Source organism: Methylobacterium sp. DB0501, from assembly GCF_011043735.1.
In the GTDB taxonomy this organism is placed as follows: domain Bacteria; phylum Pseudomonadota; class Alphaproteobacteria; order Rhizobiales; family Beijerinckiaceae; genus Methylobacterium; species Methylobacterium alsaeris.
Genome location: NZ_JAAKGV010000009.1, coordinates 1 through 24,857, shown reverse-complemented (window position 1 = coordinate 24,857; position 24,857 = coordinate 1). Strand labels below are relative to the sequence as shown.

Here is a 24,857-nt window from a genome sequence, read left to right as displayed (position 1 = left end):
CTCAGGCGGGGCGGGCCACCGGGCGCGGGCGCAGGTCCGGCGACAGCCAGGCCTCAACGGCCCGCAAGCAGCCGATGATCACGAAGGTGAGCGCGAGGTAGAACGCGCCGGCGCAGACGAAGACCTCGAGCGCCCGGAAGCTTTGGGCGATCAGCTTCTGGGCGAGGCCGGTGATCTCCATGATCGTGATGGTGGAGGCCAGCGACGTCGCCTTGACCACCGAGATCACCTCGTTGCCGTAGGCCGGCAAGGCCTGGCGGGTGGCAAGGGGCAGGGTGACGCGGCGAAACAGCAGCCACCGCGGCATGCCGCAGGCGCGGCCCGCCACCAGCGCCCCGTGCGGCACCGACAGGACCGCGCCGCGAAAAATCTCCGCCGTGTAGGCGCCGGTATTGAGGGCGAGCGCGAGCAGCGCGCACCAGTACGGCTCGCGGAAGACGGTCCACAGGCCCCAGGCCTGGAGCGTCGGCCGGAACTGGCCGAGCCCGTAATAGATCAGGAAGAGCTGCACCAGGAGCGGCGTGCCGCGGAAGACGAAGATGTAGAGCCGGGCGAACCAATCCGCCGGCGCGAATCCGGAGAGCCGGCCCCAGGCGGCGAGCGCCGCCAGCACGCCGCCCAAAGCCACCGAGCCGGCGGTGAGGCTCAAGGTCAGCGGCAGGCCGCCGAGCAGCGTGCGCACCGTGGAGGCCAGGAAATCGAGATCGATCATGATCGTGCCGCGCTCATCGGGCGCCCCGGCGGGCACGGGTCTCGGCCTTCGCGAAGCCCCAGGTGGAGAGCGAGGTGATGGCGAGGTAGAGGGCGGCCGCCGCGAGGTAGAAGGTGAAGGGCTGGCGGGTCGAGCCGGCGCCGACCTGGGCCTGGCGCAGCAGCTCGACGAGGCCGGTGACCGAGACCAGCGCCGAATCCTTGAGCAGGATCTGCCAGACGTTGCCGAGGCCGGGCAGGGCGTCGCGGGCGACGAGGGGCGCCACGACCCGGCGCAGGATCAGCCCGCGATGCATGCCGACCGCCCGGGCCGCCTCGATCTGCCCGCGGTCGAGGGCGAGGTAGGCCCCGCGAAAGACCTCGGCCTGGTAGGCGCCCGAGATGATCCCGAGCGCCGCGACCCCGACCGCGAAGGCCGGCACCCCGACGAAGCCGGTGACGCCGAACAGGCCCGCGATGCTGCCGAGCGCCGCGCTGCCGCCGAAATACATCAGGTAGATGACGAGCAGGTCCGGCACGCCGCGCAGCAGCGTGGTGTAGCCGTCGGCCAGCGCCCGCAAGGGCAGGAGGCCCGAGAGCTTGGCCGCGGCCGCCAGGCCGCCGAGCACCGCTCCGAGGAGGAAGCCGCACAGGGCCAATGCCAGCGTGGTGCCGGCGGCGAGCAGCAGCGCGCCGCCCCAGCCGCCGGGCCCGAAGCCGAGAAGGGTGGAGGCACTCACGCGGGGCCGATCCTCGTCCGGTTCCGGGCCGTCAACCCTGCGGGGTCAGGTCGGCCTTGAACCACTTGAGCGAGAGCTTCTTCAGGGTGCCATCGGCGATCACCGCGTCGATGCCCTCGTCGAGCCGGGCCTTCAGCTTCGTCTCGCCCTTGCGCAGGCCCATCGCCACGCCGCGCCCCAGGATGCCGCCGCGGAAGCGCGGTCCGGCCAGCATCACCGTATCGGCGAATTCCGGCTTCTCGGCGGTGGCCCGCAGGGGCGCGTCGTTGGCGAAGATCGCGTCGATGCGGCCGGCGGCGAGGTCGAGGTCGTGCTGCTCGGTGGTCTTGTACTCGCGCACCTCGACGGTGCCCTTCAGGTACTTGTCCATGAAGGCGGCGTGGATGGTCGAGACTTGGACGCCGACGGTCTTGCCCTTGAGGAGCGGCTTGATCGTGTCGAGGGCCTTCTGGGCTTCGGCCTCGTCGGCCAGGCTGAACTTCTGGCCGCCGAGGGGCAGCTTCGCCAGCGGCCCGTTGCGGTCGACCGCGAAGCCGGAGGAATCGCCGCTATAGGGCTTGGTGAAATCGACCACCTTCAGCCGCGCGTCGGTGATGGTCATGCCCGACATGATGGCGTCGAACTTCTTGGCGTTGAGGCCCGGCACCACGCCGTCCCAGTCCTGGGCCACGAACTCGCATTTGAGCTTGGCACGGGCGCAGATCTCGCGGCCGAGCTCGATCTCGTAGCCGTCGAGCGTGCCGTCGGGCTTGGTGAAGTTGTAGGGCGCATAGGCGCCCTCGGTGGCGATCCGGACCGTCTCCGGCACCGTGTCGTCGGCACGGGCCGCCCCGGCGGAGCCGAGGGCGAGCGAGAGGAGGAGGGCGAGAGCAGATCGGATTCTCATGTGCGGCGTTGTCCCCCTGAGCCGTTCCCGGCCTTCACGCGCCTAGCTGTCCCTTAAGGCGTGCGCCGACGCAAGCCTGCACGCCGGATGATGCGAGGGGCGTGCCAGGATCGCTCTGGACGTGGCCAGCGACCGGCCGTTTGCACTCACATCCAAGCGCTGCTATGGCGCCCCGCGGGCGATCCTGCCCGCCGCGAGTGCGACGCTCGCCGGGAGTGACGGTCATGGCCCCGAGGGCAGAGGCGCGACGACGGATCGGTTGAACGATCCGCCCTTGATTCAACGCCCGCCCCAGACGCGCCTGCCCCGAGTGTGCCTCCGTGACCACGCTTCCCCTCGTCATCCGGTCCGAATCCCCGCGCGACAACGACGCGATCGAGCGCCTGCACGAGCGCGCCTTCGGCCCCGGCCGCTACGCCCGCACCGCCTTCCGCCTGCGGGAGGGCGTCCCGCATCGTCCCGAACTCTCGTTCACGGCTCTCGTCGGCACGCTGCTGGTCGGCTCGGTGCGGGTCTCGCCGGCCCACGCGGGGTCGAGCCCGCTCCTGGTGCTCGGGCCGCTCACGGTCGACCCGGCCTTCGGCAGCCGCGGCATCGGCGGCGCCCTGATGCGCGCCTCCCTCGACGCCGCCCGCGCCGGCGGCCACGGCCTCGTCATCCTGGTCGGCGACGCGCCGTACTATGCCCGCTTCGGCTTCTCGGTACTGCCGCCGCGCAAGCTCATCCTGCCGGGCCCGGTCGATCCGGGGCGGTTCCTAGCCCTGGAGCTGCGGGAGGGAGCGCTGGCGGAAGCGAGCGGGAGCGTGATCGGCGGGACGGTCTGAATATTGCTCGAGGTCGCCTGACGGACTTCGAGCCCTTTCGTCATCCCGGGTTCTCGCCTTGCGGCGAGCCCAGGATGACGCAGCAAGTCTTTAAGGTACGGAGTCGTTACGCAAAATGCATCGTCCCCCTCCCGCGAGGGAGAGGGGAACAGTGCCTTATCGTGAAAACTCAGTCCTTCATCACCTGGCCGTCCGGCCCGATCTTCACTTCCTGCTCCTTGTCCGCCAGCGCCACCTTGATCTCGTAGGCGACCGCCGAGCCCTCGCGCTCGACCTCGGCCTCGTAGGCCTTGCCGCCGCCGGCCTGCTTCTCGGCGAGCGCCAGGGCGTCCTTCAGCGAGACCTTGGCGTTGTTGAAGTCGGCGACCTTCAGGCGGGTGAAGTAGCGCTCGATCGGCTGGTTCTCGCTCTTGTAGAGCTCCCCGGTCTCGGCGTTGATGCCGTACTCGACCAGCTTGCCGTCCGGATAGACGACCTTGATCGCCCAGTGGGTCGGGTTCTTGCCGTCGGCCTTCTCGAAATCGGCGTCGATGGCGCGGCCCTTCTCGCCCTGCTGCTCGGCGGTGGTGATCGCCTGGGCGAGGCTGATCTTGGTCAGCTTCGCGGCCTGGAACTCCTTCATGTCCTTCATGTCGCCCGTCGCGGTGGCGGCGGGCGCGGCCGGGGCCGTACCGGGCGCGGTCGGGGCAGTCGGGGCAGTGGTCTGGGCCAGCGCCAAGCCGGTGGTCAGGGCGAGGGCGCCGGCGGTGGCGAGGAAGCGCGTCAGCATCGTACTCTCCGAGGGTGTATCGTCGCGGACACCGGAAACGCCTTTCCCCCGACTTGGTTGCCCGATGGGCAGCCTGCTCGTGTGGGCGGCACGGACCCGCCCGGAACAGGGATACCCCCCACCCGTCAGTCAGGCATCGCAACCCGCCCCGGAGCCAAGCCGATGACCGACTTCCCGAAGCCCTCCGTTCGAGCGCCCGAGCCCGGTCCCGATGCCCGGCCGCGGCGCGGGCAGGGATCCACGTGATGCTCGCGAGCGGGGAGGCGAGGACGGCTCGGGCGCCACCGTGCCGGTGACCGGCGGCAAGCCGATGATCTGATGCAAGCTTGGAACAGGCCCGACAGCGATGGACGGCGACCACGCCCTGGACTCACCTCAAGGCAATCGAGCCGGACTTGCGGGCGCTCGGCGTCGCCCAGATGGACCGCAAAGCGTCTGCGTGCTCGCCCCTCCGACCGGGATGCCCGGCATCGCTCCCTCGTCGTTCAGGGGCCGCGCAGCGCAGTCCGGGATGACCGTGTGAAGTGTCGACGTCGTTTGGGCTTCACATCCCCTCCGATCCAAGAGATGCAATGAGCATCGATCGAGGGTGACGGCGAACCGCCACCCCGCGCTCGTCCCGTCATTGCGCCGCCAGCGACACCCGGAACACCGTCCGCCCGGTCTCGTCGCGGACGTTCATGGCGAGGATCGCGCCGGCGGAGCGGGCCGGGTCGAGGGCGCAGGAGCGCAGGGCCAGGACGGCTTCGGCATGGGCGGCGCCGGCATCGTTGAGCACGACGCCGATCGTGTCGCGGGCATCCCAGGTTCCGGCATCGAGATCGAAGAAGTAGCGGTGCACGGTCTTGTCCTCCCTGCTCGCCCCGATCCTGCCGGGCCGGGCGACCCGCGCCTCGACACGGGCCGGACGAAATGACGCAAAAGTCGGGCCGCTCCCGCGCGGGTTTCCGCGCGCGCCGAATCGGCGCGGCTCTTGCCTCATCCTATCCCGCCTGCCGGGAGGGCCTCAAGCCATGCGTTACACTTTGGGTTGTCACCTCGCCTACGAGGTTGAGGCCGAGACGGTCTTCATCTTCAACCTGGAGGTCGCGCAACTGGCGCGCCACCGCGACCTCGCCGAGACGTTCCGCCTGGCTCCGGACCTACCGGTACGCCGGCACGTCGCGCCGGAGACCGGCAACCGCTACGTCGCGGTCACGGTGCCGCCCGGTCGCTTCAGCCTCGACTACGAGGCGGAGGTCACCCTCGCGCTGCACCGCGCCGACCCGATCGGCATCCGCGAGACGCCGGTGAAGGACCTGCCCCTCGACATCCTGCCCTACCTGCTACCGAGCCGCTTCGTCTCCTCCGACAGGCTCACGCCGTTCGCCGAGGCCGAGTTCGGCGACGGGCCGACCGGGTTCGAGCGGGTGAGCCGGATCTGCAACTGGATCCACGACCACATCGCCTATGTCCGCGGCGCCAGCGACGAGGAGACCACCGCCGACGAGACGCTCCTGAAGCGGGCAGGGGTGTGCCGCGATTTCGCGCATCTCGGGGCCGCCTTCTGCCGGGCGCTCGGCATCCCGGCCCGCTTCGTCAGCTGCTACGCCTACGGCCTGGTGCCGTGCGACTTCCACGCGGTGTTCGAGGCCTATCTCGACGGCCGCTGGTGGCTGTTCGACGCCACCCGGCAGGCCAATCTCGACGGGCTGGTGCGGATCGGCGTCGGGCGCGACGCGGCCGAGATCGCCTTCTCGACCCCGTTCGGCGAGATGACGCCGACCGGCATGGAGATCCGCATCGACCGGGCCGACGGCGCGCCGGAGACGGGAAGCCGCACGGTCGCGGCGATCTCGACGGCAGAGGACGGGCCCGGGGACGGATCCTGACGCGGCGGCCGGCCTGCGCTCGAGCATCCTCCGCCGAAGTGGATACCGGTTCGTCTTATAAAAAATCAAAGATCTGGAGCAGCGTTCGATTGCAACGCGATCGGGCGCTGCTCTAGGCTCGGCCCCGGGAGGCCTCGCATGAGCTACCGTCACGTCGTCGGACCCAGGACCTTCGTCTTCGCCGACCTCGCCGATCTGATGGCGAAGGCGAGCCCGCCCCGCTCCGGCGACCGGCTCGCCGGGCTGGCGGCGGAGAGCGCCGAGGAATGCGTGGCGGCCCGCTGGTGCCTCGCCGAGGTGCCGCTGCCCGAGATCCTCGCCCGGCCGTTGATTCCCTACGAGGCCGACGACGTCACCCGGCTGATCCTCGACCTCCACGACGATGCGGCGTTCCGGCCGATCGCCCACCTGACCGTGGGCGATTTCCGCGAGTTCCTGCTCGCCGCCTCGTCCGAGACGCTCGCCCGGATCGCCCCCGGGGTGACGCCGGAGATCGCCGCCGCGGTGTCGAAGATCATGCGCAACCAGGACCTGATCCTGGTCGCCCGCAAGGCCCGTGTGGTCACGCGCCTGCGCAACACGATCGGGCTGCCCGGGACGCTGGCGGTGCGGCTCCAGCCCAACCACCCCAGCGACGACCCCGCCGGCATCACCGCGTCGATCCTCGACGGGCTCTCCTACGGCTGCGGCGATGCCTGCATCGGCATCAACCCGGCCTCGGATTCGGTGCAGGGTCTCACCGGCCTGCTGCACCTGCTGGCCGAGCTGATCGACCGGTTCGCGATTCCCACGCAAGGCTGCGTGCTCACCCACGTCACCACGACGCTGGAGGCGATGAACCGCGGCGTACCGGTCGACCTCGTCTTCCAGTCGATCGCGGGAACGCAGGCTGCGAACGCCTCGTTCGGCGTCACGCTGCCGCTGCTGAAGGAGGCGCACGAGGCGGCCCTGGCGCTCAAGCGCGGCACGGTCGGCGACAACGTGATGTATTTCGAGACCGGGCAGGGCTCGGCCCTCTCGGCCGACGCCCATCACGGCATCGACCAGCAGACGCTGGAGGCCCGCGCCTACGCGGTGGCCCGCGCCTTCCGGCCGCTCCTCGTCAACACGGTGGTGGGCTTCATCGGGCCGGAATACCTCTACGACGGCAAGGAGATCATCCGGGCCGGGCTGGAGGACCATTTCTGCGGCAAGCTGATGGGCGTGCCGCTCGGCGTCGACGTCTGCTACACCAACCACGCCGAAGCCGACCAGGACGACATGGACACGCTGCTGACGCTCCTGGGCGCCGCCGGCGTGACCTACGTCATGGGCGTGCCCGGCGCCGACGACGTGATGCTGAACTACCAGTCGACCTCGTTCCACGACCAGCTCTACCTGCGCGAGGTGATGGGCTTGAGACGGGCCCCGGAATTCTCGGACTGGCTCGCCCGGATGGGACTCACGGATGCGGCCGGCGCGCTCCTGCCGGGCGGCGGCGCGCCGCTCCTCGCGGGGCTCGCCGCGTGAGCCGCGACGAGGATCCCGCCGCGGCCGGTGCCGCCGATCCCTGGCGGCGCCTCGCCGCCCTGACCCCGGCGCGCATCGCGCTCGGCCGCGCCGGATCCGGGCTGCCGACCCGCGAGGTGCTGCGCTTCGGCCTCGCCCATGCCCAGGCCCGCGACGCGGTGCATGCACCTCTCGATGCGGACGACGTGCGGGCCGGCATCGCGGCTCTGGGCTTCGAGACCCTGGCCGCGGCCTCGGCGGCGCCGGACCGGGCGACCTACCTGCGCCGGCCCGATCTCGGTCGCCGGCTCGACGCGGCTTGCGCGGCGGCGCTGGCGGCGGCCGCCCGCGACCCGGTCGACCTCGCCCTCGTGGTGGCGGACGGCCTCTCGGCCCGGGCGGTCCACGAGGGGGCGGTGCCGCTCCTCCGCGCGCTCAAGCCGGCGCTCGCCGGGTCCGGCTGGCACCTCGCGCCGGTGGTGGTGGCGACGCAAGGGCGAGTGGCCCTCGGCGACGCGGTCGGGGCTCTGCTCAAGGCGCGGGCCGTCGCGGTGCTGATCGGCGAGCGGCCCGGCCTGTCCTCGCCCGACAGCCTCGGGATCTACCTCACCTTCGACCCGCGGCCGGGCCGCACGGATGCCGAGCGCAACTGCCTGTCGAACGTGCGGGCGGCGGGATTGAAGCCCGAACTGGCGGCGTTCAAGCTGCACTGGCTGATCGACCAGGCGCTGACCCGGCGGCTGACGGGCGTGGGATTGAAGGACGAGAGCGACCGGTTGCTGGCGGGGGCGGGAGCGACGTCTCTCATCGAGGGGCTTCATCCGACCCCTTCCCCCTCTGCGGGAGAGGGGACCCCGCTTCCGGATGAAGCGGAACCGTCCTGACGGGCGCCAAGTCCTTCGGCGTCGCGCCGCCCCGCTCCCGGCCTGCTCCGCACAGGGCGAGGTTCGGGCACGCGCTCGATGTGGAACAGACTTAGAAGAACGACCGGACCAGCCCGCTCACCAGCAGGTTCCACCCGTCGATCAGGATGAAGAACAACACCTTGAACGGCAGCGAGATCACCGTGGGCGGCAGCATCATCATGCCCATCGACATCACGATCGTCGAGACAATCATGTCGATGACGAGGAAGGGCAGGGCGATGAGGAAGCCGATCTCGAAGCCGCGGCGCAATTCCGAGATCATGAAGGCCGGGATCAGGATGCGCAGGTCGATCTTCTCGCCCTCCTTGGGCTTGGGGAAGGTGCGGCTGGCGAGGTCCTGGAACGTCTGGAGGTCCTTCGGGCGCACCTGGGCCGACATGAACTCGCGGAACGGGTCGGTGATGCGGGTGAAGGCCTCCTCCTCGGTGATCCGGTTCTCCTGCAGCGGCCGCACGCCTTCGCTCCAGGCCCGGTCGAAGGTCGGCGCCATGACGTAGAAGGTCATGAACAGCGACAGGCTGACCAGGAACAGGTTGGCCGGCGTGCTCTGCAGGCCGAGGCCCGAGCGCAGGAACGAGAACGCCACGGCGAAGCGCGTGAAGCTCGTCACCATCACGAGCAGACCCGGCGCCAGGGACAGGACCGTGAGCAGGGCGACGAGCTGGAGGATGCGCCCGCTGGCGGCGCCGTTGCCGGCCGGCAGCAGCGAATCGAGGGCCGGGATGCCGGTGACGGCGCCGGCCGCCCCCTGCGCCAGCGCCGCGCCGGCGGGGAGGAGCACGAGGAGGGGAAGGAGGGCCCAGGCGAGACCGCGGCGGAGGCGCCGGCTCACTGGACCACCAACGCTTCGACGATGACCTCGCGCACGGCGCCCTTGGTGCGCAGGGCGACGCGCTCGTTGAGGTCCTCGCGCAGGTGCTGCAGGCCGCTCGCCCCCTCGATCTGCGCCGTCGAGAGCGTGCGCAGGTAGGCGACGATGTCGGCCTTGATCTCCGCCACCGTGATGTCGGGAGTCGGCAGGCTGCCGGTCTTGAACACCACCGAGGATTCGAGCCGGATCCAGGAATCCGCCGGCTCGGCGAGGTTCGTCACGACCGAGCCGACGCTGCGCAGGGTCAGATCGCCGGTGTAGTTCAGCACCGTGGCGGCCTTCTCGTGCTCCTGCGCCTCACGCGCCTTCTCGCCGGCGGCCTTCTCGACGCTCGTCATCAGGTACAGGCCGAGGGCGGCGCCGGTGCCCACCGCCACCAGGGTGCAGAGGGCGAGCGCGCCGATCCACGCCTTGCCGCCGCCCTTCTTCGTCTCGTCCTTGTCCGCCATCGCGGGTCCTTCCGGTTCGAGGCCGTCAGAACGGCGCGACGGTCTCGAAGATCTGCTGGCCGAGGGTCGGCCCCTGCACGTCGGTCAGGCGGCCGCGGCCGCCATAGGAGACGCGGGCCTCGGCGATCTTGTCGTAATCGATGGTGTTCTTGCGCGAGATGTCGCGCGGCCGCACGATGCCGGCGACGTTGAGCACCCGGACCTCGTTGTTGACCCGGATCTCCTGCGAGCCGCTGATCAGGAGGTTGCCGTTGGGCAGCACCTCGGTGATCACCGCGGCCACCGACAGGCTCAGGTTCTCCTTGCGGTCGATGGTGCCCTGGCCCTTGGTCTCGGTGCCGGAGCGGATGCCGGTATCGGCGGTGGCCGAGTCCTTCAGCCCCGAGACGCCGTAGCCGAAGTCGAAGCCGAGGCTCGACTTCTGGCTGCGCGAGCGGTCGCTGGCATTGTCGAACTGCGCCTTGTCGTTGATCAGGATGCTGACCGTCAGCACGTCGCCGATGTTGCGGGCGCGGGGATCCTGGAAGAGGTCGGCGCTCGCCGGCGTCCAGGTCGAATGGTAGCTGTGGCGGCCCTGGAGCGAGCCGAAGGTCGAGGGCAGGGCCTCGCGCGGGGCGGAGAGCCCGGTGCCGATCGGCGTCAGGGTCGGCGGGCGGCCGAACTCGTCGAGCCTGCTCTGGCAGCCGGCGAGGGACAGACTTGAAACGGCCAGCCCGAGGAGGCAGAGGGCCGGAGCTGAGCGGGTCATCACGATCTCTCGTTGTCCTTGCGGCGGCCGGCCTCGGCCATCTTGCGGGCGAGGGTGGCGGCGCGGGAGGCCTCCATCTCGGCGAGCACCGCGCTCGCCGTCCGGGCATTGAGCTTCACCAGGATCGCCGCGGCGTTGTCCTCGGGCATGTTGGAGAGCTGGAGCGCCGCGGCGTCGGCCCGCATCTTGGCGTAGACCGCCACGACGCTCTCGTCGGCCTTGGCCAGGAACTCCTTGCGGCGCTGGACCACCGCCTCGTACTCGACGCGCTTCTCCTCGAGGCGGCGGATGCGCTCCTCGACCTGCTTCTCGAGCGCGGCGAGCTGCTCCTTCTGCCAGGCGAAGCGGGCGTCGGCCGCCGCGTCCGCGATGGTGGCGCAGTAGCCGGACTTGCCCGCATCCTTCGCGTCCCGGGCGACGAAGTCCTGGGCGGTCGGCTCCTTGGGGGCGTCGCGGGCCGCGATGGCGCGCATCGCCGCGTCCTTGGCAGGGTCGCTCGCCGGGGCGCCGTGGCCGTCGCCGGCGGCGAGAGCCGGCCCGGGCAGCGCCAGGAAGAGCACCGGCAGGAGGGCGGCGAGGATCCGGGTCATTGCACGACGAGCTCTGCCTGGAGGGCGCCGGCGGTCTTCACCGCCTGGAGGATCGCGATGATGTCGGTGGGCTTGAGACCCACCTGGTTGAGGCCGCGCACCAGGGTCTGGAGGTCCGAGCCGCCGAGCACCGCGAGCCGGCCCTGCTCCTCGCGGGCCGCGACCTCGGTGCGCGGCACCACGGTGGTCTGGCCGTTGGAGAAGGGCGCGGGCTGCGACACTTCCGGCGTCTCGGTGACCCGCACCGTGAGGTTGCCGTGGGTCACCGCCACCGTGGAGATCTGGACGTTGCGGCCGATCACCACCGTGCCGGTGCGCTGGTCGACCACGACCCGGGCCGGGACGTCCGGCTGGATCGTCAGGTCGCCGATCTCGGCGACGAGGCGCGGCAGGATCATGTCGCGGGGACGCTGCAGCACCACCGAGCGCTGGTCGCGCGGGCTGGCGATGCGGCGGCGGAAACGGCCGATCGCGTAGGCGTTGATGGCGTCGGCCACCATCGTCGCCGTCTTGAAGTCGGGGTTCTTCAGCTCGAAGATCAGCTCGGGCAGGTCGCGGAACGCGCCCGGCACCTCGCGCTCGATCAGCGCGCCGTTCGGGATGCGGCCGGCGGTCGGCACCCCTTGCGTCAGCTGCTCGGCCTGGCCCTGCGCCGAGAACCCTGAGACCGCCAGCGGCCCCTGCGCGGCGGCGTAGACGTTGCCGTCGCCGCCCGACAGGGGCGTCATCAGCAGGGTGCCGCCCCGCAGGGAGGTCGCGTCGCCCAGCGAGGTGACCGTGACGTCGATGCGCGAGCCGGCGCCGACGTAAGGCGGCAGGTCGGCGGTCACCATCACGGCGGCGACGTTGCGGGTGCGCAGGCGCGCGTCGCGCACGTTGATGCCCATCCGGTCGAGCATCGATTGCAGCGACTGCTCGGTAAACTGGGCGTTGCGCAGGGTGTCGCCGGTGCCCTGCAGGCCGGTGACGAGGCCGTAGCCGACGATCTGGTTGTCGCGCACGCCCTTGAGGCTGGCGACGTCCTTGATCCGGGCGAAGCCGCCGGTGGCGATCACGGGCGCCGCGGCGTGCGCAGGGACGACCGGCGCGACGTCGAGGCCCATGACGAGGACCAGTGCCAGCGCGACGCCGGCGCGGAGGGCGCGGAGGACGGCTCGCATCAGAACCCGCCGATCTTGATGCGCCCGTCGGCCATCACGGTGCCGAGCACGATGCGGTTGGTGTCGGTGTTGCGGACCCGGATGGTCTCGCCGAGGCCGCCATTCTGCAGCGGCGACCCGACCGCCGTGATGACGAGGCCGTTCTCCTCGAAGATCATCTGGGTCGGCGTGCCGCGGGTGACGAGGCGCGGATCGTCGATGGCGTTGACCGGCACCGGCTCGCCCGGCAGCAGCATCCGGCGGGCGGTGCGGCCGACGATGGCGAGCGGCGCGTCGATCACGGCGGCCCGGGCCCGGAAGGTGGACGGGTAGGCCTGGAAGCGCAGCATCGATTCCTTGATCGTGTCGCCCGGATAGATCGTCACGACCGGCACCGGCAGCATCATCTCGTCCGCCGCGAGGGCGGTGGGCGAGGAGGTCGGGGCGGCGATGCCGAGGGCGGCCGGAAGGCAGAGGCCGACGAGCGCCAGCAGGAGACGGGAGTGCCGGAGAATGGAACGCATGGAGGTGTCGCGCCGGGAGGAGGGGCGCCGCCGGGGCCGGCGGCGTGGCAGATTCGGAGCGTGTTCGACTCGATCGGTAGAATTTCTCCCACCCGCGACCGCATCCCGAGGTGCCGCTGCCTGCAGCAGCCTCGCAGGAGGGCTCCGGAACTCTCGGCGATCTCTTCGAGCCCGAGCTTTCGACCTCCGGCGGGCCGGATCGCGGCTCGCCGGCTTCCTGTGACCGGATACCTTCTTAGCGGATACCCTTGGCGATCGTGCCCGCCATCTCGTCGACGGCCTGGATCACCTTGGAGTTCATCTCGAACGAGCGCTGGGCGGTGATCAGGCTGGTGATCTCCTTGACCGGGTCGACGTTCGAGCCTTCGAGGTAGCCCTGCTGCAGCTTGCCGTAGCTGGCATCGCCCGGATTGCCGATCACCGCCGCGCCCGAGGCCGGGGTCTCGCGGTAGAGGCCGTTGCCGAGGGGCTCGAGGCCCGACTCGTTGGCGAAGTTGGCGATGGTGATCTGGCCGATATTCTGCTGCGCCACTTGACCGTCGATCTTGGCGAAGACCTGGCCCGACAGGTTGATGGTGATCTCGGTCGCGGTCGGCGGGATCAGGATCGCCGGATCGACCGTGTAGCCCTCGAGGGTGACGAGCTGGCCGGTGGCGTTCTTGTTGAAGGCACCGGCGCGGGTGTAGTTGATCTCGCCGCTCGGGCTCGTGATCTGGAAGTAGCCGCGGCCGTTGATGGCCAGATCGAGCTGGTTCGCCGTATTGGTGAGCTGGCCCTGGCGGTGCAGGTTGCGGATCGCCGCGGCGCGCACGCCGAGGCCGAGCATCGCGCCCTCGGGGACCGCCTCCTGGCCGGACTGGTTGGGCACGCCCTGCTGCCGCTCGGCCTGGTAGAGCAGGTCGGTGAACTCGGCCCGCGCCCCCTTGAACCCGGTGGTGTTCAGGTTGGCGATGTTGTTGGCGATGACCTCGAGGTTGAGCTGCTGGGCGGACATGCCCGTGGCGGCGACGGCGAGCGCTCTCATCTTGGTGAAATCCTCAGATCGCCATGCGGCTCAGTTCGAGATAGGCGGCCACGACCTTGTCGCGGATGGCGACCGCGGTCTGCAGGCTCTGCTCGGCGGACATCACCGCCTCGACCACCTGCTGGGTCGACACCTTGCCCTGGATGCCGGCGATCGAGGCGGCCTCGCCGGTGCGCAGGTCGTTGCGCACGCCGGTAGCGAAGCTCGCCATGATCTGCCCGAAATCCGTCGGCGCGGCGGCGTCCACGCCCGGCAGGCCGGCGCCGGTCACCGGGGGCAGCACGGCGCGCTGGACGGCAGCCGCCGCCTCGGGCCGGGCGGAAGCGGCGGCCCGGTCGAAGGCCGAGAGGGTGAGGGCCTCGATCATCGGTGGCTCATGTCCTCAGGAGGTCGATCACGCTGGCCACCATCGCGCGGGCCTGCTTGATCACCTGCAGATTGGCTTCGTAGGAGCGGTTGGCCTCGCGCATGTCGGCCATCTCGATCAGGGCGTTCACGTTCGGCAGCTTGACGTTGCCGTTCTGGTCCGCCGCCGGGTTGCTCGGGTCGTACTCGACGCGGAACGGGGTCTTGTCGGTGTCGATGTCGCGCACCCTGACCGAGGCGGCGCCGATCGCCCGGTCGAGCTCGGCCTTGAAGGTCACGGTCTTGCGCGAATAGGGATCGGCCCCCGGCACGTCGCCGGTCGACTGGGTGTTGGCGAGGTTCTCCGACACCACCCGCATGCGCAGGGACTGGGCTTCGAGGCCCGCGCTCGCGAGGCGGGAGGCGGCCAGCAGGGGGTCGATCACGATCCGCTCCTCACGGCCGACATCAGCATGCGGTGGAAGCTGCGCACCACGCCGACATCGAGGTTGTGCTGGCGCGACACCTCGGAGGCCTTCAGCATCTCCTGCTCCAGGCTGACGCTGCTCGCGGTCTCGAGCACGTCCCAGCCGGCCTGGTCCTTGCGGGTCTGCACGCCGAGGCCCTGCGTGCCGAGATGGGCCGGCGTCGTCTTCGCCATGTCGGAGCCGGTGCGGGCGAGCACCAGGGCGAAGGGCACGGTGTCCCGAGCCTGGTAGCCCTGGGTGTTGGCGTTCGCCACGTTGCCGGCGATGGCCGACTGGCGCACCGACAGGTACCGGGTGTGCAGCGAAGCGAGATCGAACAGGTAGACGCCCGTCACGCGAAGCCCTCCATGTCCGTCACTCCTCGCATCGTCCCGAAACGACCCGATGGCCGGGCCTGCCGCGTAACCGAGGATTTAGGGTCGCAACCTTGCCCGAGGCTGGCGAAGCTGGCGGGCGGGGACGGCAGCCGCGCCCCCCGGTGACGCGATCGGTGCCTTGACAGGGGAGGCCCGTCCCCGGCACTGGCGCTGGGATTCCCCTCCAGGCTCTGTCCGTTCCGTCGCATCATGCTTCCGGCCCTGCCGCCCTCCGAGCCGGCCCTGCTCCCGGTCCAGGCCCGCTATGCCGGCGGGGCGGGGCCCGGCGCGCGCGAGGGCGAGCACGCGATCACCGCCAACAATCGGTGGTCGCGGGTGCTCCTGACCTTCGCCGACCTGCCGCCGGGGACCCGGTGCTGCCTCGAGGCGCGCCTCGCCTGGTCGCCCGAGGAGGAGGGGGGACAGGCCCTCGATTTCGCGCTCGCCGGCTTCGATTTCCTCGCCGCCGACGGGTCGAGCCTCGACGTCGAGCAGGTGCCCGGCCTCGCCCGCACGCTGCTCGATCCGCACAGCGCCTGGATCGCCGGGCCGGCCTGCCAGCCCGCCGGCAGCGAGTTCCTGCGGGCGGCCCCGCTGCGGGTGGCGTTCGGCGTGCCGCCCCAGGCCCGGGGCCTCGCGCTGACGCTCCGCTCCTGGCGCAACACGGAAGGATTCACGGTCGCCGACCTGCGCCTGCGTCCGGGCGCGGCCCTCGACGATGCGGCGTTCCGGCGCCGCCGCCTCGGGCCGGCGCCGGACCTCCTGCGCCATGCCCTGGTGCCCGGGCTCGGCCTCGTCGTGCGCGGGCAGATTCATGCCCCCCGGCCGAGCGAGCACGCGGCGCGGGTGAGCCTGGTCTACCGCGACCGCGACGGGACCGAGATCCCGCCGCCCTATCCGGGTACCGTCTCGGTGCCGGGCTCCGACGAGCGGCCGGGCCTCGGCGCGACGATCAACCTCCCGGCGAAGCCGCAGGCCCGCCGCTTCACCCTGGACCTGGAGCCGCCGGCCGGCGCCGCCACCCTCGATCTCGGCTTCTGCACCTGGGAGGAGGAGGGCGAGAGGCTGCCCGCGGTCGAGCTGCTCGGGGCCCCGGAAGTGGCGCTGGAGGATCGGTTCCGGCTCGAGAGCCTGTGCGGCGACGACCTCCTCGACGCGCCGGGCTTCCTCGCCCGCCTCTCGGCCCGGCTCGGGCGCGATCCCGGCGCCGAGGCCGCCTGGATCCCCGGTCCGGGCGAGGCCGGCGCCGCCACCCTGGCCCTCGCCCGCGCCCGGGCCCTGCGGGGCGAGGACCGCCCGGTCGGCTTGCGGCCCGACGGCACCCTCGTCCTGCGGCTGGCCGGCAGCCCGGACTGGCCGCTGCCGGAGGCCCCGAGCTTCCGCGAGGATCCGTTCCGGGCCAGCCCCTCCGTCTCGATTCCCTGGCGCCTCGCCTACCAGTCCCTGTCCTGGCTCCCGGCCTTGGCCGAGGCGGCGCCGGCCCGGGCGCTCGCCCTCGCGCAGGGCTGGTCGCGGGCCAATCCCTGGGGCCAGCCGGCCGACCCGCTGAGCCTGCATCCCGGGGCGCTGCCGGCCCGGGCGGAGGTCTGGATCGGGCTCCTCGCCCTGCCGGGGGCCGGGGCGGCGGCCCCGCTCCTGACCGGGGAGGCGGTGCGGCACGGCTTCGCTCTGGCGGAGATCGTCGGCCAGAACACCTTCGGGCGCAGCCTGCACCAGGTCCAGGCCGCCGCGGCGCTCTTGGGGATCGCCCGCGCCCTGCCGCGCCTGCCGCTCGCCGGCCACTGGGAGGGACTCGCCCGCGAGAGCCTGCGCGACGGCCTGCCGGCTTTGCTGCCCGCGGACGGGCGCTTCTCCGACTCCTCGCTCCACCGCCGCCTCGACCTCGTCACCCTCGGGCGGGCGCTCAAGGATCCCCTCGGCGAGGCCGCACCCGGTCCCCTCGTCGCCGCCCGGACGGAGGCGGCGCTCGCCGACCTCGCCGGCCTCCTCGATCCGGGCGGGCGGCTGCCGCCCTTCGGCGAGGTCTTTGCGGGGAGCGACGATGCCGGCTGGATCGCCCGCCTGCGCGGCAGCGCCGGGCTGGTGGCGCAGCGCCCTGCCGCCCATCCTGCCGCGTCTCCGGCGGCCGCCTCGTCGAGCCTGCGGCCCGACGGGCTGTCGGCGCGCCACGAGACCGCCGGCCGCGGCTGGGCTCATTTCGCCTGCACCTTCGCCGAGACCGCGCCGCAGGGCCACGCCGACTGCACCTCCTACGTCTACGCGGCGAATGCCACCCGCTGGATCGTCGAGGCCGGCGGCTCCGAGCAGGTCGAGACCGGGGCGGCGCGCCACTACCTGCTCTCGGCCCGGGCCCACAACGTCGCGGTGCCGGACGGGAGCGAGCCGGTGGCCGGGCGGGGCCGCCACCGCGGCAGCCTGGCGCTGCCGGGCGGGATCGCCCACGCGGTCGAGACCGACGTGCACGGGCCGGGCCTGCACCACCGGCGGATCTTCGTGCTGCCCAACGACCTCTCGGGCCTCGCCGTCATCGACCGCTTCACCGCCGCCGACGGCTCCGCCCTGGCCTTCCGGGCCTTCGCCCACCTGGCGCCGGAGAGCCTGGTGGCGATCGAGGGACCGCGGCGGGCCCAGGCGCGCCAGGGCGGCCGGCGCCTGGGCCTCGTGCCCTTCGCCATCGCCGGCAGGGTGGCGGGATTCGAGGCGGTGATCGCCCGCAGCGAGCGTCCCGGCACGATGCAGGGCTTCGTCGTCGCCCGCCCCGGCGCCCTCGAACCCGCCTGCACCCTGCGCTACGCGGTCTCGGGCCGCGGCACCGTCTGCGGCGGCCTGCTGATGGCGGTCGACGGCCCGGCGGAGGATTCCCTGGCGCGGATCCTGGCGCGGGAGGAGCTGACGCCGTTCGTGATGGGGGAGTGATACGAGATCCGGAAGATCACGTCCGGATTTCGTATCACCAGCCCGCGCGGCGCCCGAGCGAAGCCGATTTCCGCATTGCGAAGCAATCAGTCGGCAATCGTATGAGTCGAATTCGGATACCTTGATGTGCGGCCTCAGGCTACGGCCACGCATCAGGCGCAGGAATCGGTATCACAGTGCGGAACGACCAAGGCCGTCCCCGGTTCGATGATCTCCTGTCGATGATCCCTGTGGCACGTCACCCGACATGCGAGGCCGGCCGGCGTCAACCGTGCATCGATCGCAGGATCGCGCAGGACAGGTCATGATAACGGGACGCGCCCGTGCAGGCCCGGTCGTCGCACTCGCCCTGGCGCTCCTCGCCTCGATCGCCGCAGGGCCGGCATGCGCCCAGGCCAAGCGGCTCACCTGGGCGGTCTTCGACGCGCCGCCCTTCACGATCGCCGCGGGCGAGAATCGCGGCGCCGGCATCTTCGACCGGATCCGCAGCCTCCTCTCGGCGACGCTCGCCGACTACGCCGTCACGAGCGTGACGGTGCCGTTCCCCCGCATCGTCGCGTCGCTCAAGACCGGCGAGGAATGGTGCTTCGTCGGCGGCGTGAAGACGCCCGAGCGTGCGCTCTTCGCGGCATTCTCGCGGCCGGTGGCGATGTTCTACCCCTTGCGCGTCGTCGTGCGCGCGACGGACCGCGCCCGCTTCGGGGCGCTCGGGCCGCTCTTCCTGCGCGACCTGCTCACCCAGCACCGGTCCTTACGCACCAGCATGCTGCGCGACCGCGCCATCGCCCCGGCGGTCGATGCGCTGTTCCGGCAACACCCGCCGAGCCAGACCTACATCCGGTTCGAGGACGCGTACCGCATGCTGCTGAACGACCGGCTCGACTACCTCGTCGATTTCTCCAGCATCACGGCCTACAACGCCCGCCAGATCGGGGCACCGGACGCCTTCGTGGGCCTGCCTCTCGCCGAGAGCCCGGAGCCGGTCTTCGCCCGGGTGATGTGCGCCGGCACGCCCTGGGGCCGCGAGGTGGTGGCGCGCATCGACGCGGTGCTGGCGACGGAGCGGCCGAGCCCGGCCTATCGCAGCATCGTCGAGGCCTGGGCGGCGGACGCCGACCTGCCGCGCATCCGCGCCGTCTACGACGCCTTCCTGGCCAGCGATTGATGCCACCGGCCCGGGGTTCTGACGCATCGACGGGGCCGTAGACCCATCGCGAATGTTCGATGCCGAGCCCGGACGTCCGGGCCCGTGGGCCCGGCGAAGATTCGAGAACGGAACCGAGGCTCGTTTCCAACGACCGTCGGTATGACCTGTCGCGCGACAGCGCCGCCGAGGGACCGTCCCGCGATCCACACCCTAACATTGCAGCTTGCCACGACATCCGCACCGGAAGGTTTATCCCGCAGGGGTTGCGCGGCCTTTAACTTGATCTTGAAGGCGTGGCCTGCATTAACCGGCTCCTGGTCGAAGCACGTTTCGGGAAACGTCATGGTGAAGCGGTGCGGTCTCGCCGGTCTGGTCGTCGCGCTCGCCCTGACGGGGCCGGCGCGGGCCGAGGGCAAGCAGATCACCTGGACGGTCTTCGACGCGCCGCCCTACACCATCGTCGAGGGCGAGAATCGCGACAACGGCATCTCCGACCGGATCCGCCGGCTCCTGACCGCCCGGCTGACCGAGTACAGCCACTCGACGATGACGGTCCCGTTCCCGCGCGTCCTCGCCTCGCTCAAGACCGGCGAGGAATGGTGCTTCGTCGGCGGCGTGAAGACGCCCGAGCGCGAGGGCTTCGCGGTGTTCTCGCGGCCGGTGGCGATGTTCTATCCCCTGCGCATCGTCGTGCGCGCGGCGAACCGCGCCCGCTTCGAGGCGCTCGGGCCGCTCTCCCTGCGCGGCCTGCTGACCGAGCATCATTCGTTGCGCACCAGCATGCTGCGCAACCGCGCCATCGCCCCGGCGGCCGACGTGCTGTTCCGGCAATACCCGCCGGGTCAGACCTATTCCGAGTTCGGCGAGGCGTTCCGGATGCTGCTGAACGATCGCCTCGACTACCTCGTCGAGTTTTCCAGCATCGCGGCCTACCACGCCCGGGCTCTCGGCGCGCCGGATGCCTTCGTGGGCTTCCCCTTCGCGGAGGAAAACCGGGAACCGGTCTTCCCCAGGGTGATGTGCGCCGGCACGCCCTGGGGCCGCGAGGTGGTGGCGCGCATCGACGCGGTGCTGGCGACGGAGCGGCCGAGCCCGGCCTATCGCAGCATCGTCGAGGCCTGGGCGGCGGACGCCGACCTGCCGCGCATCCGTGCCGTCTACGACACCTTTCTGACGAGTGATTGAGCCGGCAATTGACTTGGTTCGGACGGTGATCGATTCGGCAAGCGATGGCGGGGCGACTGCACCGCCCCGTCCCGGCCTCGCACCACAATCGACAATTGCAATCTTGCCAAGACTTATCGTGTGAAGGCGCCCCGCCCGGATCACGATCATGCGTCTTTTAAGTTGACGTTGAAGGCGAGACCTGCATTGACCGATACTGACTCAATGACTTCGCGGGAGACGTCATGGTGAAGCGGCGCGGTCTCGCCGGTCTGGTCGTCGCGCTCGCCCTGACGGGGCCGGCGCGGGCCGAGGGCAAGCAGATCACCTGGACGGTCTACGATGCCCCGCCCTTCATGATGGTCGAGGGCGAGGAGCGCAACACCGGCATCTTCGACCGGATCCGCCGGCTCCTGACCGCCCGGCTGACCGAGTACAGCCACTCGACGATGACGGTCCCGTTCCCGCGCGTCCTCGCCTCGCTCAAGACCGGCGAGGAATGGTGCTTCGTCGGCGGCGTGAAGACGCCCGAGCGCGAGGGCTTCGCGGTGTTCTCGCGGCCGGTGGCGATGTTCTATCCCCTGCGCATCGTCGTGCACGCGGCGAACCGCGCCCGCTTCGAGGCGCTCGGGCCGCTCTCCCTGCGCGGCCTGCTGACCGAGCATCATTCGTTGCGTACCAGCATGCTGCGCAACCGCGCCATCGCCCCGGCGGTCGATGCCCTGTTCCGGCAATACCCGCCGGGTCAGACCCATTCGGAGTTCGGCGAGGCGTTCCGGATGCTGCTGAACGACCGCCTCGACTACCTCGTCGAGTTCTCGAGCAGCGTGAGCTACTATGCGGGCCTGCTCGGGCGGCCGGGCGCCTTCGTGGGCCTGCCCTTCGCCGAGAGCCCGGAGCCGGTCTTCGCCCGGGTGATGTGTGCCGGCACGCCCTGGGGCCGCGAGGTGGTGGCGCGCATCGACGCGGTGCTGGCGACGGAGCGGCCGAGCCCGGCCTATCGCAACATCGTCGAGGCCTGGGCGGCGGACGCCGACCTGCCGCGCATCCGCGCCGTCTACGACACCTTCCTGGCCAGTGATTGAGCGCTGTACGATCGCGTTGCAAGCGGACAGCGCTCTAGGCAGATTTCGCGAATGCGGTTGCCGGTTTCGCGACCAAACACCAGCCGAGCGGACGAAGCGCTGGCCTGCCAACGCAAGCCTGCTCAGGCGGCCAGAGCGGTCTCCGGCAGAACCGCCCCCTGCACGACGAACGGCTCGACCCAGACCTGCCGGCCGGTCAGATCGTGAACGCTCACCCGCCACCCGGCGCCGTCGTCGCCCGGGCCGAGGCTGCGCATCGCCGCCGCGGCGACCTGCCGGGCGCGGCGGGCGAGGGCGACCGGGCCGCGCACGAGGCTGCCTTCCGCATCGAGGATGCACTCGGAACCGTTGGTGCAGTGAAAGCGGTAGCGCGTCATGCCGTGCCTCTCTCTTCGATCCTCGGCCCGATTCCGCCGGCAATGCCGGCCAGAGTTAATGTTCACTATATGTTCTATTTCTGCAATCCGGCCAGGGCGGGGGCGTGATGCCGCAGCGGCGAAGAGGGCTCGCCGCCGGCCGGGATTCCTGCCAGTTTCAGGGGGCACCGATCGCGCCCCCGGCGGGAGACCCCATGTCCGGCCCCTTCGACACCATCCTGAACTGGCGCCTGCTGCCGGGCTCGCACGCCTTTCCCGGCCCGGACGGCGGCACCTGCATCAACGAGGCGGCGGTCGTCGCGGCGGGCCTGCCGTACCGGGCGATCCGCTCCTCGGCGGATTGCCCACCCTGCTTCTCGGGCCCGCTCGCGACCTACGCGCTCGGCCTCAACGACGCGATGCCGGATGCCGAGCGCCCGCGCCTGATGACCTTCGTGCTGCGCCTCGCCGGCTCCGCCGATGCGCCCGCGATCGAGGAGGCGCGCACCATCCACCTCGTCCTCGAAGGGGTGCGCCGCCTGCTGCCGCCGGTGCTGGAGCGGGCGGGGCTGGCGCAGCACGCCGCGGCCTGCCGGGAGGCCGCCGACCTGGACCGGGCCGTGAGGGTGGCGCGCCACGCCGCCTGGTCGGCGGGCTCGCTCGCCGAAGCAGCCGGCCGCCAGGGCACCTGGGTCCGCGGCGCCCGCGCGGCGGCCGCGTCCCGCGCCGCACTCTTCGCCGCCGAGGTCGATCCCCGTACCGCCGCCGACGCGGCCGAGGCCGCCGCCCTGTTCTGGCCCGGCACCTGGGCCGAGGCGGTGGCGATCCTCGACGAGGCTCTCGGCATCGGCCGGCAGGCGCCGCCGCTCGGGCTGGAGGAGGCCGGGATCCGGCTGGAGGCCGCGAAGCGGGAACGGGCCGGGCTGGCGGCGTGATCGCCCGCCTCTCCCGGCCCCCGCCGCTCATCGCCGGCGATAGGCCGCGAGGATCCGCTCGCCCTCCGGTCCGGTCTCCGCCACCCAGGATGCCACGGCCGCCTCGCCGGCGCGGGCGAGGGTTTCGGTGATCGTGGGTGCCGGCGGGTCGGCGATGACGACGCCGTTCTGGCGCATCCGGGAAAAGTTCTCGTCAAGGCGGGTGCGGATTGCCGCCCATTGCCGGGCCTCGGTCTCGGCGGCGGCCGCGTCGACGGCCCGGCGCACCCTCTCCGGCAGGGCATCGTAGGCGGCGCCCGAGACGACGGCGATCGAGATCGGCATTGCGTATTGCACCGCCGTGAAGTGCGGCAGCTGCTCCCACAGGCGACGCCCGACGCCGCCATCGCCGGAGGAGAGCATCGCGTCGACGGCGCCGGCTTTCACCTGCGGGATCGCGTCGGCCTGGGACAGGTTCACCGCCCGCGCCCCGGCCGCCGCGAGGATTGCGGTCGAGGTCGCATCGTAGGTGCGGATCCGCAATCCCTGCAGGTCGGCGGCGCCCGCGAGGGCGTGGCGCGACCAGATCCCCGACGGCGCCCAGGGCGTGACGTAGAGCAGCCGCTGGCCATGAACTGCGAGCGCTCGTGCATAGGCCGGCCGGGCGATCGCGGCGAGCGCCCGGGCCTCCTCGACCGAGGTCGCCAGGAAGGGCAGGGAGGACAGGCCGAAGATCGGATCGACCGCCGCCAGCGGGCCGGTGAAGGCATCCGCCGCATCGACCGTGCCGGCCTCCACCGCGCCGATCATCGCGCCCGAGCGCAGGCCCGCGGCGGCGTCGTAGCTCGGCTGCACCGCAAGCGTTCCGCCGCTGTGCTCGGCCGCCAGGCGCGCGAAGGCGGCGAGGCCTTCGCCCGGCATGGTGCTGGCAGGGTACTCGGTCGGCATCCGCCACACGATGGGGGCGCTCCCGGCCGCTCCCTCGGCGGCGAGGGGAGTGAACGGCGACAGGGCCACCAGGCCCACGCCTCCCAGACAGGCCTGCAACAGGGCGCGCCGCGTCATCTCTCGATCCTCCTTGCGATCACCCCCGGCGCTACGCCCCGATCTCTTGACGCCCCCTTCACGCCGTCGCGCGAGGACGACGAATCCGATTGCGGCGGCCGCCCTGCGCCGCCACTCTCGGGCGCGCCGTCACCCGACGAGAGGCCCCCGAACGGGTCCGACGACGACCGGGGGCCGCAAGCGGGAGGAGACGCCATGACCGAGACGATCGCGCTGTTCGGGGCCGGAGGGAAGATGGGGATGCGGCTCGCCCGCAACCTGGCGGGGTCGCCGTTCCGGGTCGCCCCGGTCGAGGTCGGGGAGGACGGGCGCCAGCGGCTCAAGACCGAGCTCGGCCTGGACTGCGTCGAGGCGGAGGCCGCCCTCGACGGTGCCGAGGTCGTAGTGCTGGCGGTGCCCGACACCCTGATCGGCCGCGTCTCCCACGCCCTGTCGCCGAAGCTCAAGCCCGGCACGATGGTGGTGATCCTCGATGCCGCCGCCCCCTTCGCCGGCCACCTGCCGGAGCGGCCGGACCTGACCTACTTCGTCACACATCCCTGCCACCCGCCGATCTTCAACGACGAGACCACGGAGGCGGGGCGACGCGACCATTTCGGCGGCGTGGCCGCGCGGCAATCGATCGTGAACGCGCTGATGCAGGGGCCGGAGGAGGCCTACGCCCTCGGCGAGCGCGTCGCGACGACCATCTGGGCGCCGATCCTGCGCTCGCACCGGGTCACGGTCGAGCAGATGGCGCTCCTCGAGCCCGGCCTGTCCGAGACCGTCTGCGCCACGCTGCTCGCGGTGATGCGCGAGGCGATGGACGAAACCGTGCGCCGCGGCGTACCGGAGACATGCGCCCGCGACTTCCTGCTCGGCCACCTCAACATCCTGGCGGCCGTCACCTTCAAGGAGATCGACGGGGTGTTCTCGGATGCCTGCAACAAGGCGATCCAGTTCGGCAAGCCGCGCCTGATGCGCGACGACTGGCTCGGCTGCCTCGACGAACCCGAGATCACCGAGAGCATCCGGCGGATCACCTGAACGCGAACAGGCCCGTCGGCAAAAGCCAACGGGCCTGTTCGTATGTTTGGTTGCGGGGACAGGATTTGAACCTGTGACCTTCAGGTTATGAGCCTGACGAGCTACCGGGCTGCTCCACCCCGCGCCAGGGTGTGATCTGCATCGTATTGAGGGAATATGACGTGCTTGGCAGGTCTGGCGGTGACCGACTCTCCCGTGTCTTGAGACACAGTACCATGGGCGCTGGGGCGGTTAACGGCCGAGTTCGAGATGGGATCGGGTTCTGATCACCCCGCTCAGACCACCAGACCGGCCAAGCACGTTCGTTGCGGCAAGCATTCGCTCTGCGGCAGCCGCTCGGCTGCGTCAGGCGTCTTCATCGTGTCGTGGTGTCGGGGTTGATCCGGACACGGATCATGAGAGCGATCAAGCCGATCGAGCGATTAGTACTGGTCAGCTCAGCGCGTTACCGCGCTT

Annotated in this window: 27 protein-coding genes, 1 tRNA gene and 1 rRNA gene; 10 read left to right on the top strand and 19 right to left on the bottom strand. The window is 71.3% G+C overall.

Going from position 1 to position 24,857, the window contains the following annotated elements:
* Window position 1 precedes the first annotated feature (1 nt).
* Genes G4G93_RS14660 through G4G93_RS14650 form a run of 3 tightly spaced genes read right to left on the bottom strand, consistent with a single transcriptional unit; the run spans window position 2 to window position 2,316 of the window.
* Entirely contained in the window at window positions 2-712 is a 711-nt protein-coding gene (locus G4G93_RS14660; protein WP_165085127.1) for an ABC transporter permease, read from the bottom strand.
* 13 nt (window positions 713-725) lie between these two features.
* Window positions 726-1,430 carry an ABC transporter permease gene (locus G4G93_RS14655; protein ID WP_165085126.1) on the bottom strand — a complete coding sequence of 235 codons (705 nt, stop codon included), beginning with the start codon at window positions 1,428-1,430 and terminating at the stop codon, window positions 726-728.
* Between the two features lie 31 nt (window positions 1,431-1,461).
* Window positions 1,462-2,316, bottom strand: coding sequence for a transporter substrate-binding domain-containing protein (locus G4G93_RS14650; protein WP_165085125.1), 855 nt, complete (start codon window positions 2,314-2,316; stop codon window positions 1,462-1,464).
* Window positions 2,317-2,636: 320 nt separating this feature from the next.
* Here G4G93_RS14650 and G4G93_RS14645 point away from each other — a divergent pair, with 320 nt between their 5' ends.
* Window positions 2,637-3,140: a GNAT family N-acetyltransferase gene (locus G4G93_RS14645; protein WP_165085124.1), complete on the top strand. Its 504-nt coding sequence runs from the start codon at window positions 2,637-2,639 to the stop codon at window positions 3,138-3,140.
* 169 nt (window positions 3,141-3,309) lie between these two features.
* On the opposite strand, the gene G4G93_RS14640 is transcribed toward G4G93_RS14645, so the two are convergent.
* A complete protein-coding gene (locus G4G93_RS14640) occupies window positions 3,310-3,909 on the bottom strand; it encodes a PepSY domain-containing protein (RefSeq protein WP_165085123.1) in 600 nt (199 codons plus the stop codon).
* A 622-nt stretch (window positions 3,910-4,531) separates the two neighbouring features.
* A complete protein-coding gene (locus tag G4G93_RS14635) occupies window positions 4,532-4,750 on the bottom strand; it encodes a DUF6894 family protein (protein WP_165085122.1) in 219 nt (72 codons plus the stop codon).
* Between the two features lie 172 nt (window positions 4,751-4,922).
* Here G4G93_RS14635 and G4G93_RS14630 point away from each other — a divergent pair, with 172 nt between their 5' ends.
* The 3 genes from G4G93_RS14630 to eutC all read left to right on the top strand — a co-directional run bounded on the left by G4G93_RS14630 (window position 4,923) and on the right by eutC (window position 8,152).
* Entirely contained in the window at window positions 4,923-5,780 is an 858-nt protein-coding gene (locus G4G93_RS14630; protein WP_165085121.1) for a transglutaminase family protein, read from the top strand.
* Between the two features lie 138 nt (window positions 5,781-5,918).
* A complete protein-coding gene (locus G4G93_RS14625) occupies window positions 5,919-7,289 on the top strand; it encodes an ethanolamine ammonia-lyase subunit EutB (protein ID WP_165085120.1) in 1,371 nt (456 codons plus the stop codon).
* Window positions 7,286-8,152 carry an ethanolamine ammonia-lyase subunit EutC gene (gene eutC, locus G4G93_RS14620; RefSeq protein WP_165085119.1) on the top strand — a complete coding sequence of 289 codons (867 nt, stop codon included), beginning with the start codon at window positions 7,286-7,288 and terminating at the stop codon, window positions 8,150-8,152. Before G4G93_RS14625 ends, eutC begins: the two co-directional genes overlap by 4 nt.
* A gap of 91 nt (window positions 8,153-8,243) precedes the next feature.
* Here eutC and fliP read toward each other — a convergent pair whose 3' ends face one another.
* The 10 genes from fliP to flgB all read right to left on the bottom strand — a co-directional run bounded on the left by fliP (window position 8,244) and on the right by flgB (window position 14,707).
* On the bottom strand, window positions 8,244-9,026 hold the full coding sequence (fliP, locus tag G4G93_RS14615) for a flagellar type III secretion system pore protein FliP (RefSeq protein ID WP_165085118.1): 783 nt from the start codon (window positions 9,024-9,026) through the stop codon (window positions 8,244-8,246).
* On the bottom strand, window positions 9,023-9,514 hold the full coding sequence (gene fliL / locus G4G93_RS14610; RefSeq protein ID WP_165085117.1) for a flagellar basal body-associated protein FliL: 492 nt from the start codon (window positions 9,512-9,514) through the stop codon (window positions 9,023-9,025). The genes fliP and fliL overlap by 4 nt, the downstream gene beginning before the upstream one ends.
* Before the next feature lie 25 nt (window positions 9,515-9,539).
* Window positions 9,540-10,262, bottom strand: a complete 723-nt coding sequence (gene flgH, locus G4G93_RS14605; RefSeq protein ID WP_165085116.1) for a flagellar basal body L-ring protein FlgH — start codon at window positions 10,260-10,262, stop codon at window positions 9,540-9,542.
* Window positions 10,262-10,852, bottom strand: coding sequence for a MotE family protein (locus G4G93_RS14600; protein WP_165085115.1), 591 nt, complete (start codon window positions 10,850-10,852; stop codon window positions 10,262-10,264). The genes flgH and G4G93_RS14600 overlap by 1 nt, the downstream gene beginning before the upstream one ends.
* Window positions 10,849-12,012: a flagellar basal body P-ring protein FlgI gene (gene flgI, locus G4G93_RS14595; protein ID WP_246736782.1), complete on the bottom strand. Its 1,164-nt coding sequence runs from the start codon at window positions 12,010-12,012 to the stop codon at window positions 10,849-10,851. The genes G4G93_RS14600 and flgI overlap by 4 nt, the downstream gene beginning before the upstream one ends.
* Complete coding sequence (flgA, locus tag G4G93_RS14590) at window positions 12,012-12,515, bottom strand: flagellar basal body P-ring formation chaperone FlgA (protein WP_165085114.1); 504 nt, start codon at window positions 12,513-12,515, stop codon at window positions 12,012-12,014. Before flgA ends, flgI begins: the two co-directional genes overlap by 1 nt.
* A 235-nt stretch (window positions 12,516-12,750) precedes the next feature.
* The gene (gene flgG / locus G4G93_RS14585; protein ID WP_165085113.1) at window positions 12,751-13,539 is read right to left on the bottom strand and encodes a flagellar basal-body rod protein FlgG; all 789 of its coding nucleotides are present in this window, start codon (window positions 13,537-13,539) and stop codon (window positions 12,751-12,753) included.
* A gap of 13 nt (window positions 13,540-13,552) precedes the next feature.
* Window positions 13,553-13,906: a flagellar hook-basal body complex protein FliE gene (locus G4G93_RS14580; protein ID WP_165085112.1), complete on the bottom strand. Its 354-nt coding sequence runs from the start codon at window positions 13,904-13,906 to the stop codon at window positions 13,553-13,555.
* A 7-nt stretch (window positions 13,907-13,913) separates the two neighbouring features.
* Window positions 13,914-14,330 carry a flagellar basal body rod protein FlgC gene (gene flgC, locus G4G93_RS14575; RefSeq protein WP_165085111.1) on the bottom strand — a complete coding sequence of 139 codons (417 nt, stop codon included), beginning with the start codon at window positions 14,328-14,330 and terminating at the stop codon, window positions 13,914-13,916.
* Window positions 14,327-14,707 (bottom strand): flagellar basal body rod protein FlgB, encoded by a 381-nt coding sequence (flgB, locus tag G4G93_RS14570; protein WP_165085110.1) that lies wholly within the window; start codon window positions 14,705-14,707, stop codon window positions 14,327-14,329. The genes flgC and flgB overlap by 4 nt, the downstream gene beginning before the upstream one ends.
* Before the next feature lie 231 nt (window positions 14,708-14,938).
* On the opposite strand from flgB, the gene G4G93_RS14565 reads away from it, so the two are divergent.
* The 4 genes from G4G93_RS14565 to G4G93_RS14550 all read left to right on the top strand — a co-directional run bounded on the left by G4G93_RS14565 (window position 14,939) and on the right by G4G93_RS14550 (window position 21,040).
* Complete coding sequence (locus tag G4G93_RS14565) at window positions 14,939-17,644, top strand: heparinase II/III family protein (RefSeq protein WP_165085109.1); 2,706 nt, start codon at window positions 14,939-14,941, stop codon at window positions 17,642-17,644.
* Between the two features lie 304 nt (window positions 17,645-17,948).
* The gene (locus G4G93_RS14560; RefSeq protein WP_165085108.1) at window positions 17,949-18,809 is read left to right on the top strand and encodes a transporter substrate-binding domain-containing protein; all 861 of its coding nucleotides are present in this window, start codon (window positions 17,949-17,951) and stop codon (window positions 18,807-18,809) included.
* Between the two features lie 324 nt (window positions 18,810-19,133).
* Complete coding sequence (locus tag G4G93_RS14555; RefSeq protein ID WP_165085107.1) at window positions 19,134-19,976, top strand: transporter substrate-binding domain-containing protein; 843 nt, start codon at window positions 19,134-19,136, stop codon at window positions 19,974-19,976.
* A gap of 224 nt (window positions 19,977-20,200) precedes the next feature.
* Window positions 20,201-21,040, top strand: a complete 840-nt coding sequence (locus G4G93_RS14550) for a TIGR02285 family protein (protein ID WP_165085106.1) — start codon at window positions 20,201-20,203, stop codon at window positions 21,038-21,040.
* A 122-nt stretch (window positions 21,041-21,162) separates the two neighbouring features.
* Here G4G93_RS14550 and G4G93_RS14545 read toward each other — a convergent pair whose 3' ends face one another.
* Window positions 21,163-21,417 (bottom strand): DUF6894 family protein, encoded by a 255-nt coding sequence (locus G4G93_RS14545; RefSeq protein WP_165085105.1) that lies wholly within the window; start codon window positions 21,415-21,417, stop codon window positions 21,163-21,165.
* Window positions 21,418-21,611: 194 nt separating this feature from the next.
* On the opposite strand from G4G93_RS14545, the gene G4G93_RS14540 reads away from it, so the two are divergent.
* Window positions 21,612-22,331, top strand: coding sequence for a hypothetical protein (locus G4G93_RS14540; protein WP_165085104.1), 720 nt, complete (start codon window positions 21,612-21,614; stop codon window positions 22,329-22,331).
* A gap of 27 nt (window positions 22,332-22,358) precedes the next feature.
* On the opposite strand, the gene G4G93_RS14535 is transcribed toward G4G93_RS14540, so the two are convergent.
* Entirely contained in the window at window positions 22,359-23,375 is a 1,017-nt protein-coding gene (locus tag G4G93_RS14535) for a TRAP transporter substrate-binding protein (protein WP_165085103.1), read from the bottom strand.
* A 195-nt stretch (window positions 23,376-23,570) separates the two neighbouring features.
* Here G4G93_RS14535 and G4G93_RS14530 point away from each other — a divergent pair, with 195 nt between their 5' ends.
* Window positions 23,571-24,401, top strand: a complete 831-nt coding sequence (locus G4G93_RS14530; RefSeq protein WP_165085102.1) for a phosphogluconate dehydrogenase C-terminal domain-containing protein — start codon at window positions 23,571-23,573, stop codon at window positions 24,399-24,401.
* Between the two features lie 47 nt (window positions 24,402-24,448).
* Here G4G93_RS14530 and G4G93_RS14525 read toward each other — a convergent pair.
* Both G4G93_RS14525 and rrf read right to left on the bottom strand, forming a co-directional pair.
* A tRNA-Met gene (locus G4G93_RS14525) sits at window positions 24,449-24,525 on the bottom strand.
* A gap of 48 nt (window positions 24,526-24,573) precedes the next feature.
* A 5S ribosomal RNA gene (gene rrf / locus G4G93_RS14520) occupies window positions 24,574-24,689 on the bottom strand.
* Window positions 24,690-24,857 lie beyond the last annotated feature (168 nt).

Coding starts and splice junctions, on each gene's coding strand:
- G4G93_RS14600 (WP_165085115.1), bottom strand. CDS start 10,852: ATGACCCGGATCCTCGCCGCCCTCCTGCCGGTGCTCTTCCTGGCGCTG.
- flgH (WP_165085116.1), bottom strand. CDS start 10,262: ATGACCCGCTCAGCTCCGGCCCTCTGCCTCCTCGGGCTGGCCGTTTCA.
- G4G93_RS14625 (WP_165085120.1), top strand. CDS start 5,919: ATGAGCTACCGTCACGTCGTCGGACCCAGGACCTTCGTCTTCGCCGAC.
- G4G93_RS14660 (WP_165085127.1), bottom strand. CDS start 712: ATGATCGATCTCGATTTCCTGGCCTCCACGGTGCGCACGCTGCTCGGC.
- G4G93_RS14650 (WP_165085125.1), bottom strand. CDS start 2,316: ATGAGAATCCGATCTGCTCTCGCCCTCCTCCTCTCGCTCGCCCTCGGC.
- G4G93_RS14535 (WP_165085103.1), bottom strand. CDS start 23,375: ATGACGCGGCGCGCCCTGTTGCAGGCCTGTCTGGGAGGCGTGGGCCTG.
- G4G93_RS14630 (WP_165085121.1), top strand. CDS start 4,923: ATGCGTTACACTTTGGGTTGTCACCTCGCCTACGAGGTTGAGGCCGAG.
- G4G93_RS14580 (WP_165085112.1), bottom strand. CDS start 13,906: ATGATCGAGGCCCTCACCCTCTCGGCCTTCGACCGGGCCGCCGCTTCC.
- G4G93_RS14560 (WP_165085108.1), top strand. CDS start 17,949: ATGATAACGGGACGCGCCCGTGCAGGCCCGGTCGTCGCACTCGCCCTG.
- flgG (WP_165085113.1), bottom strand. CDS start 13,539: ATGAGAGCGCTCGCCGTCGCCGCCACGGGCATGTCCGCCCAGCAGCTC.
- G4G93_RS14565 (WP_165085109.1), top strand. CDS start 14,939: ATGCTTCCGGCCCTGCCGCCCTCCGAGCCGGCCCTGCTCCCGGTCCAG.
- G4G93_RS14530 (WP_165085102.1), top strand. CDS start 23,571: ATGACCGAGACGATCGCGCTGTTCGGGGCCGGAGGGAAGATGGGGATG.
- fliL (WP_165085117.1), bottom strand. CDS start 9,514: ATGGCGGACAAGGACGAGACGAAGAAGGGCGGCGGCAAGGCGTGGATC.
- G4G93_RS14545 (WP_165085105.1), bottom strand. CDS start 21,417: ATGACGCGCTACCGCTTTCACTGCACCAACGGTTCCGAGTGCATCCTC.
- flgI (WP_246736782.1), bottom strand. CDS start 12,012: ATGCGAGCCGTCCTCCGCGCCCTCCGCGCCGGCGTCGCGCTGGCACTG.
- G4G93_RS14540 (WP_165085104.1), top strand. CDS start 21,612: ATGTCCGGCCCCTTCGACACCATCCTGAACTGGCGCCTGCTGCCGGGC.
- G4G93_RS14550 (WP_165085106.1), top strand. CDS start 20,201: ATGGTGAAGCGGCGCGGTCTCGCCGGTCTGGTCGTCGCGCTCGCCCTG.
- G4G93_RS14640 (WP_165085123.1), bottom strand. CDS start 3,909: ATGCTGACGCGCTTCCTCGCCACCGCCGGCGCCCTCGCCCTGACCACC.
- G4G93_RS14555 (WP_165085107.1), top strand. CDS start 19,134: ATGGTGAAGCGGTGCGGTCTCGCCGGTCTGGTCGTCGCGCTCGCCCTG.
- flgA (WP_165085114.1), bottom strand. CDS start 12,515: ATGCGTTCCATTCTCCGGCACTCCCGTCTCCTGCTGGCGCTCGTCGGC.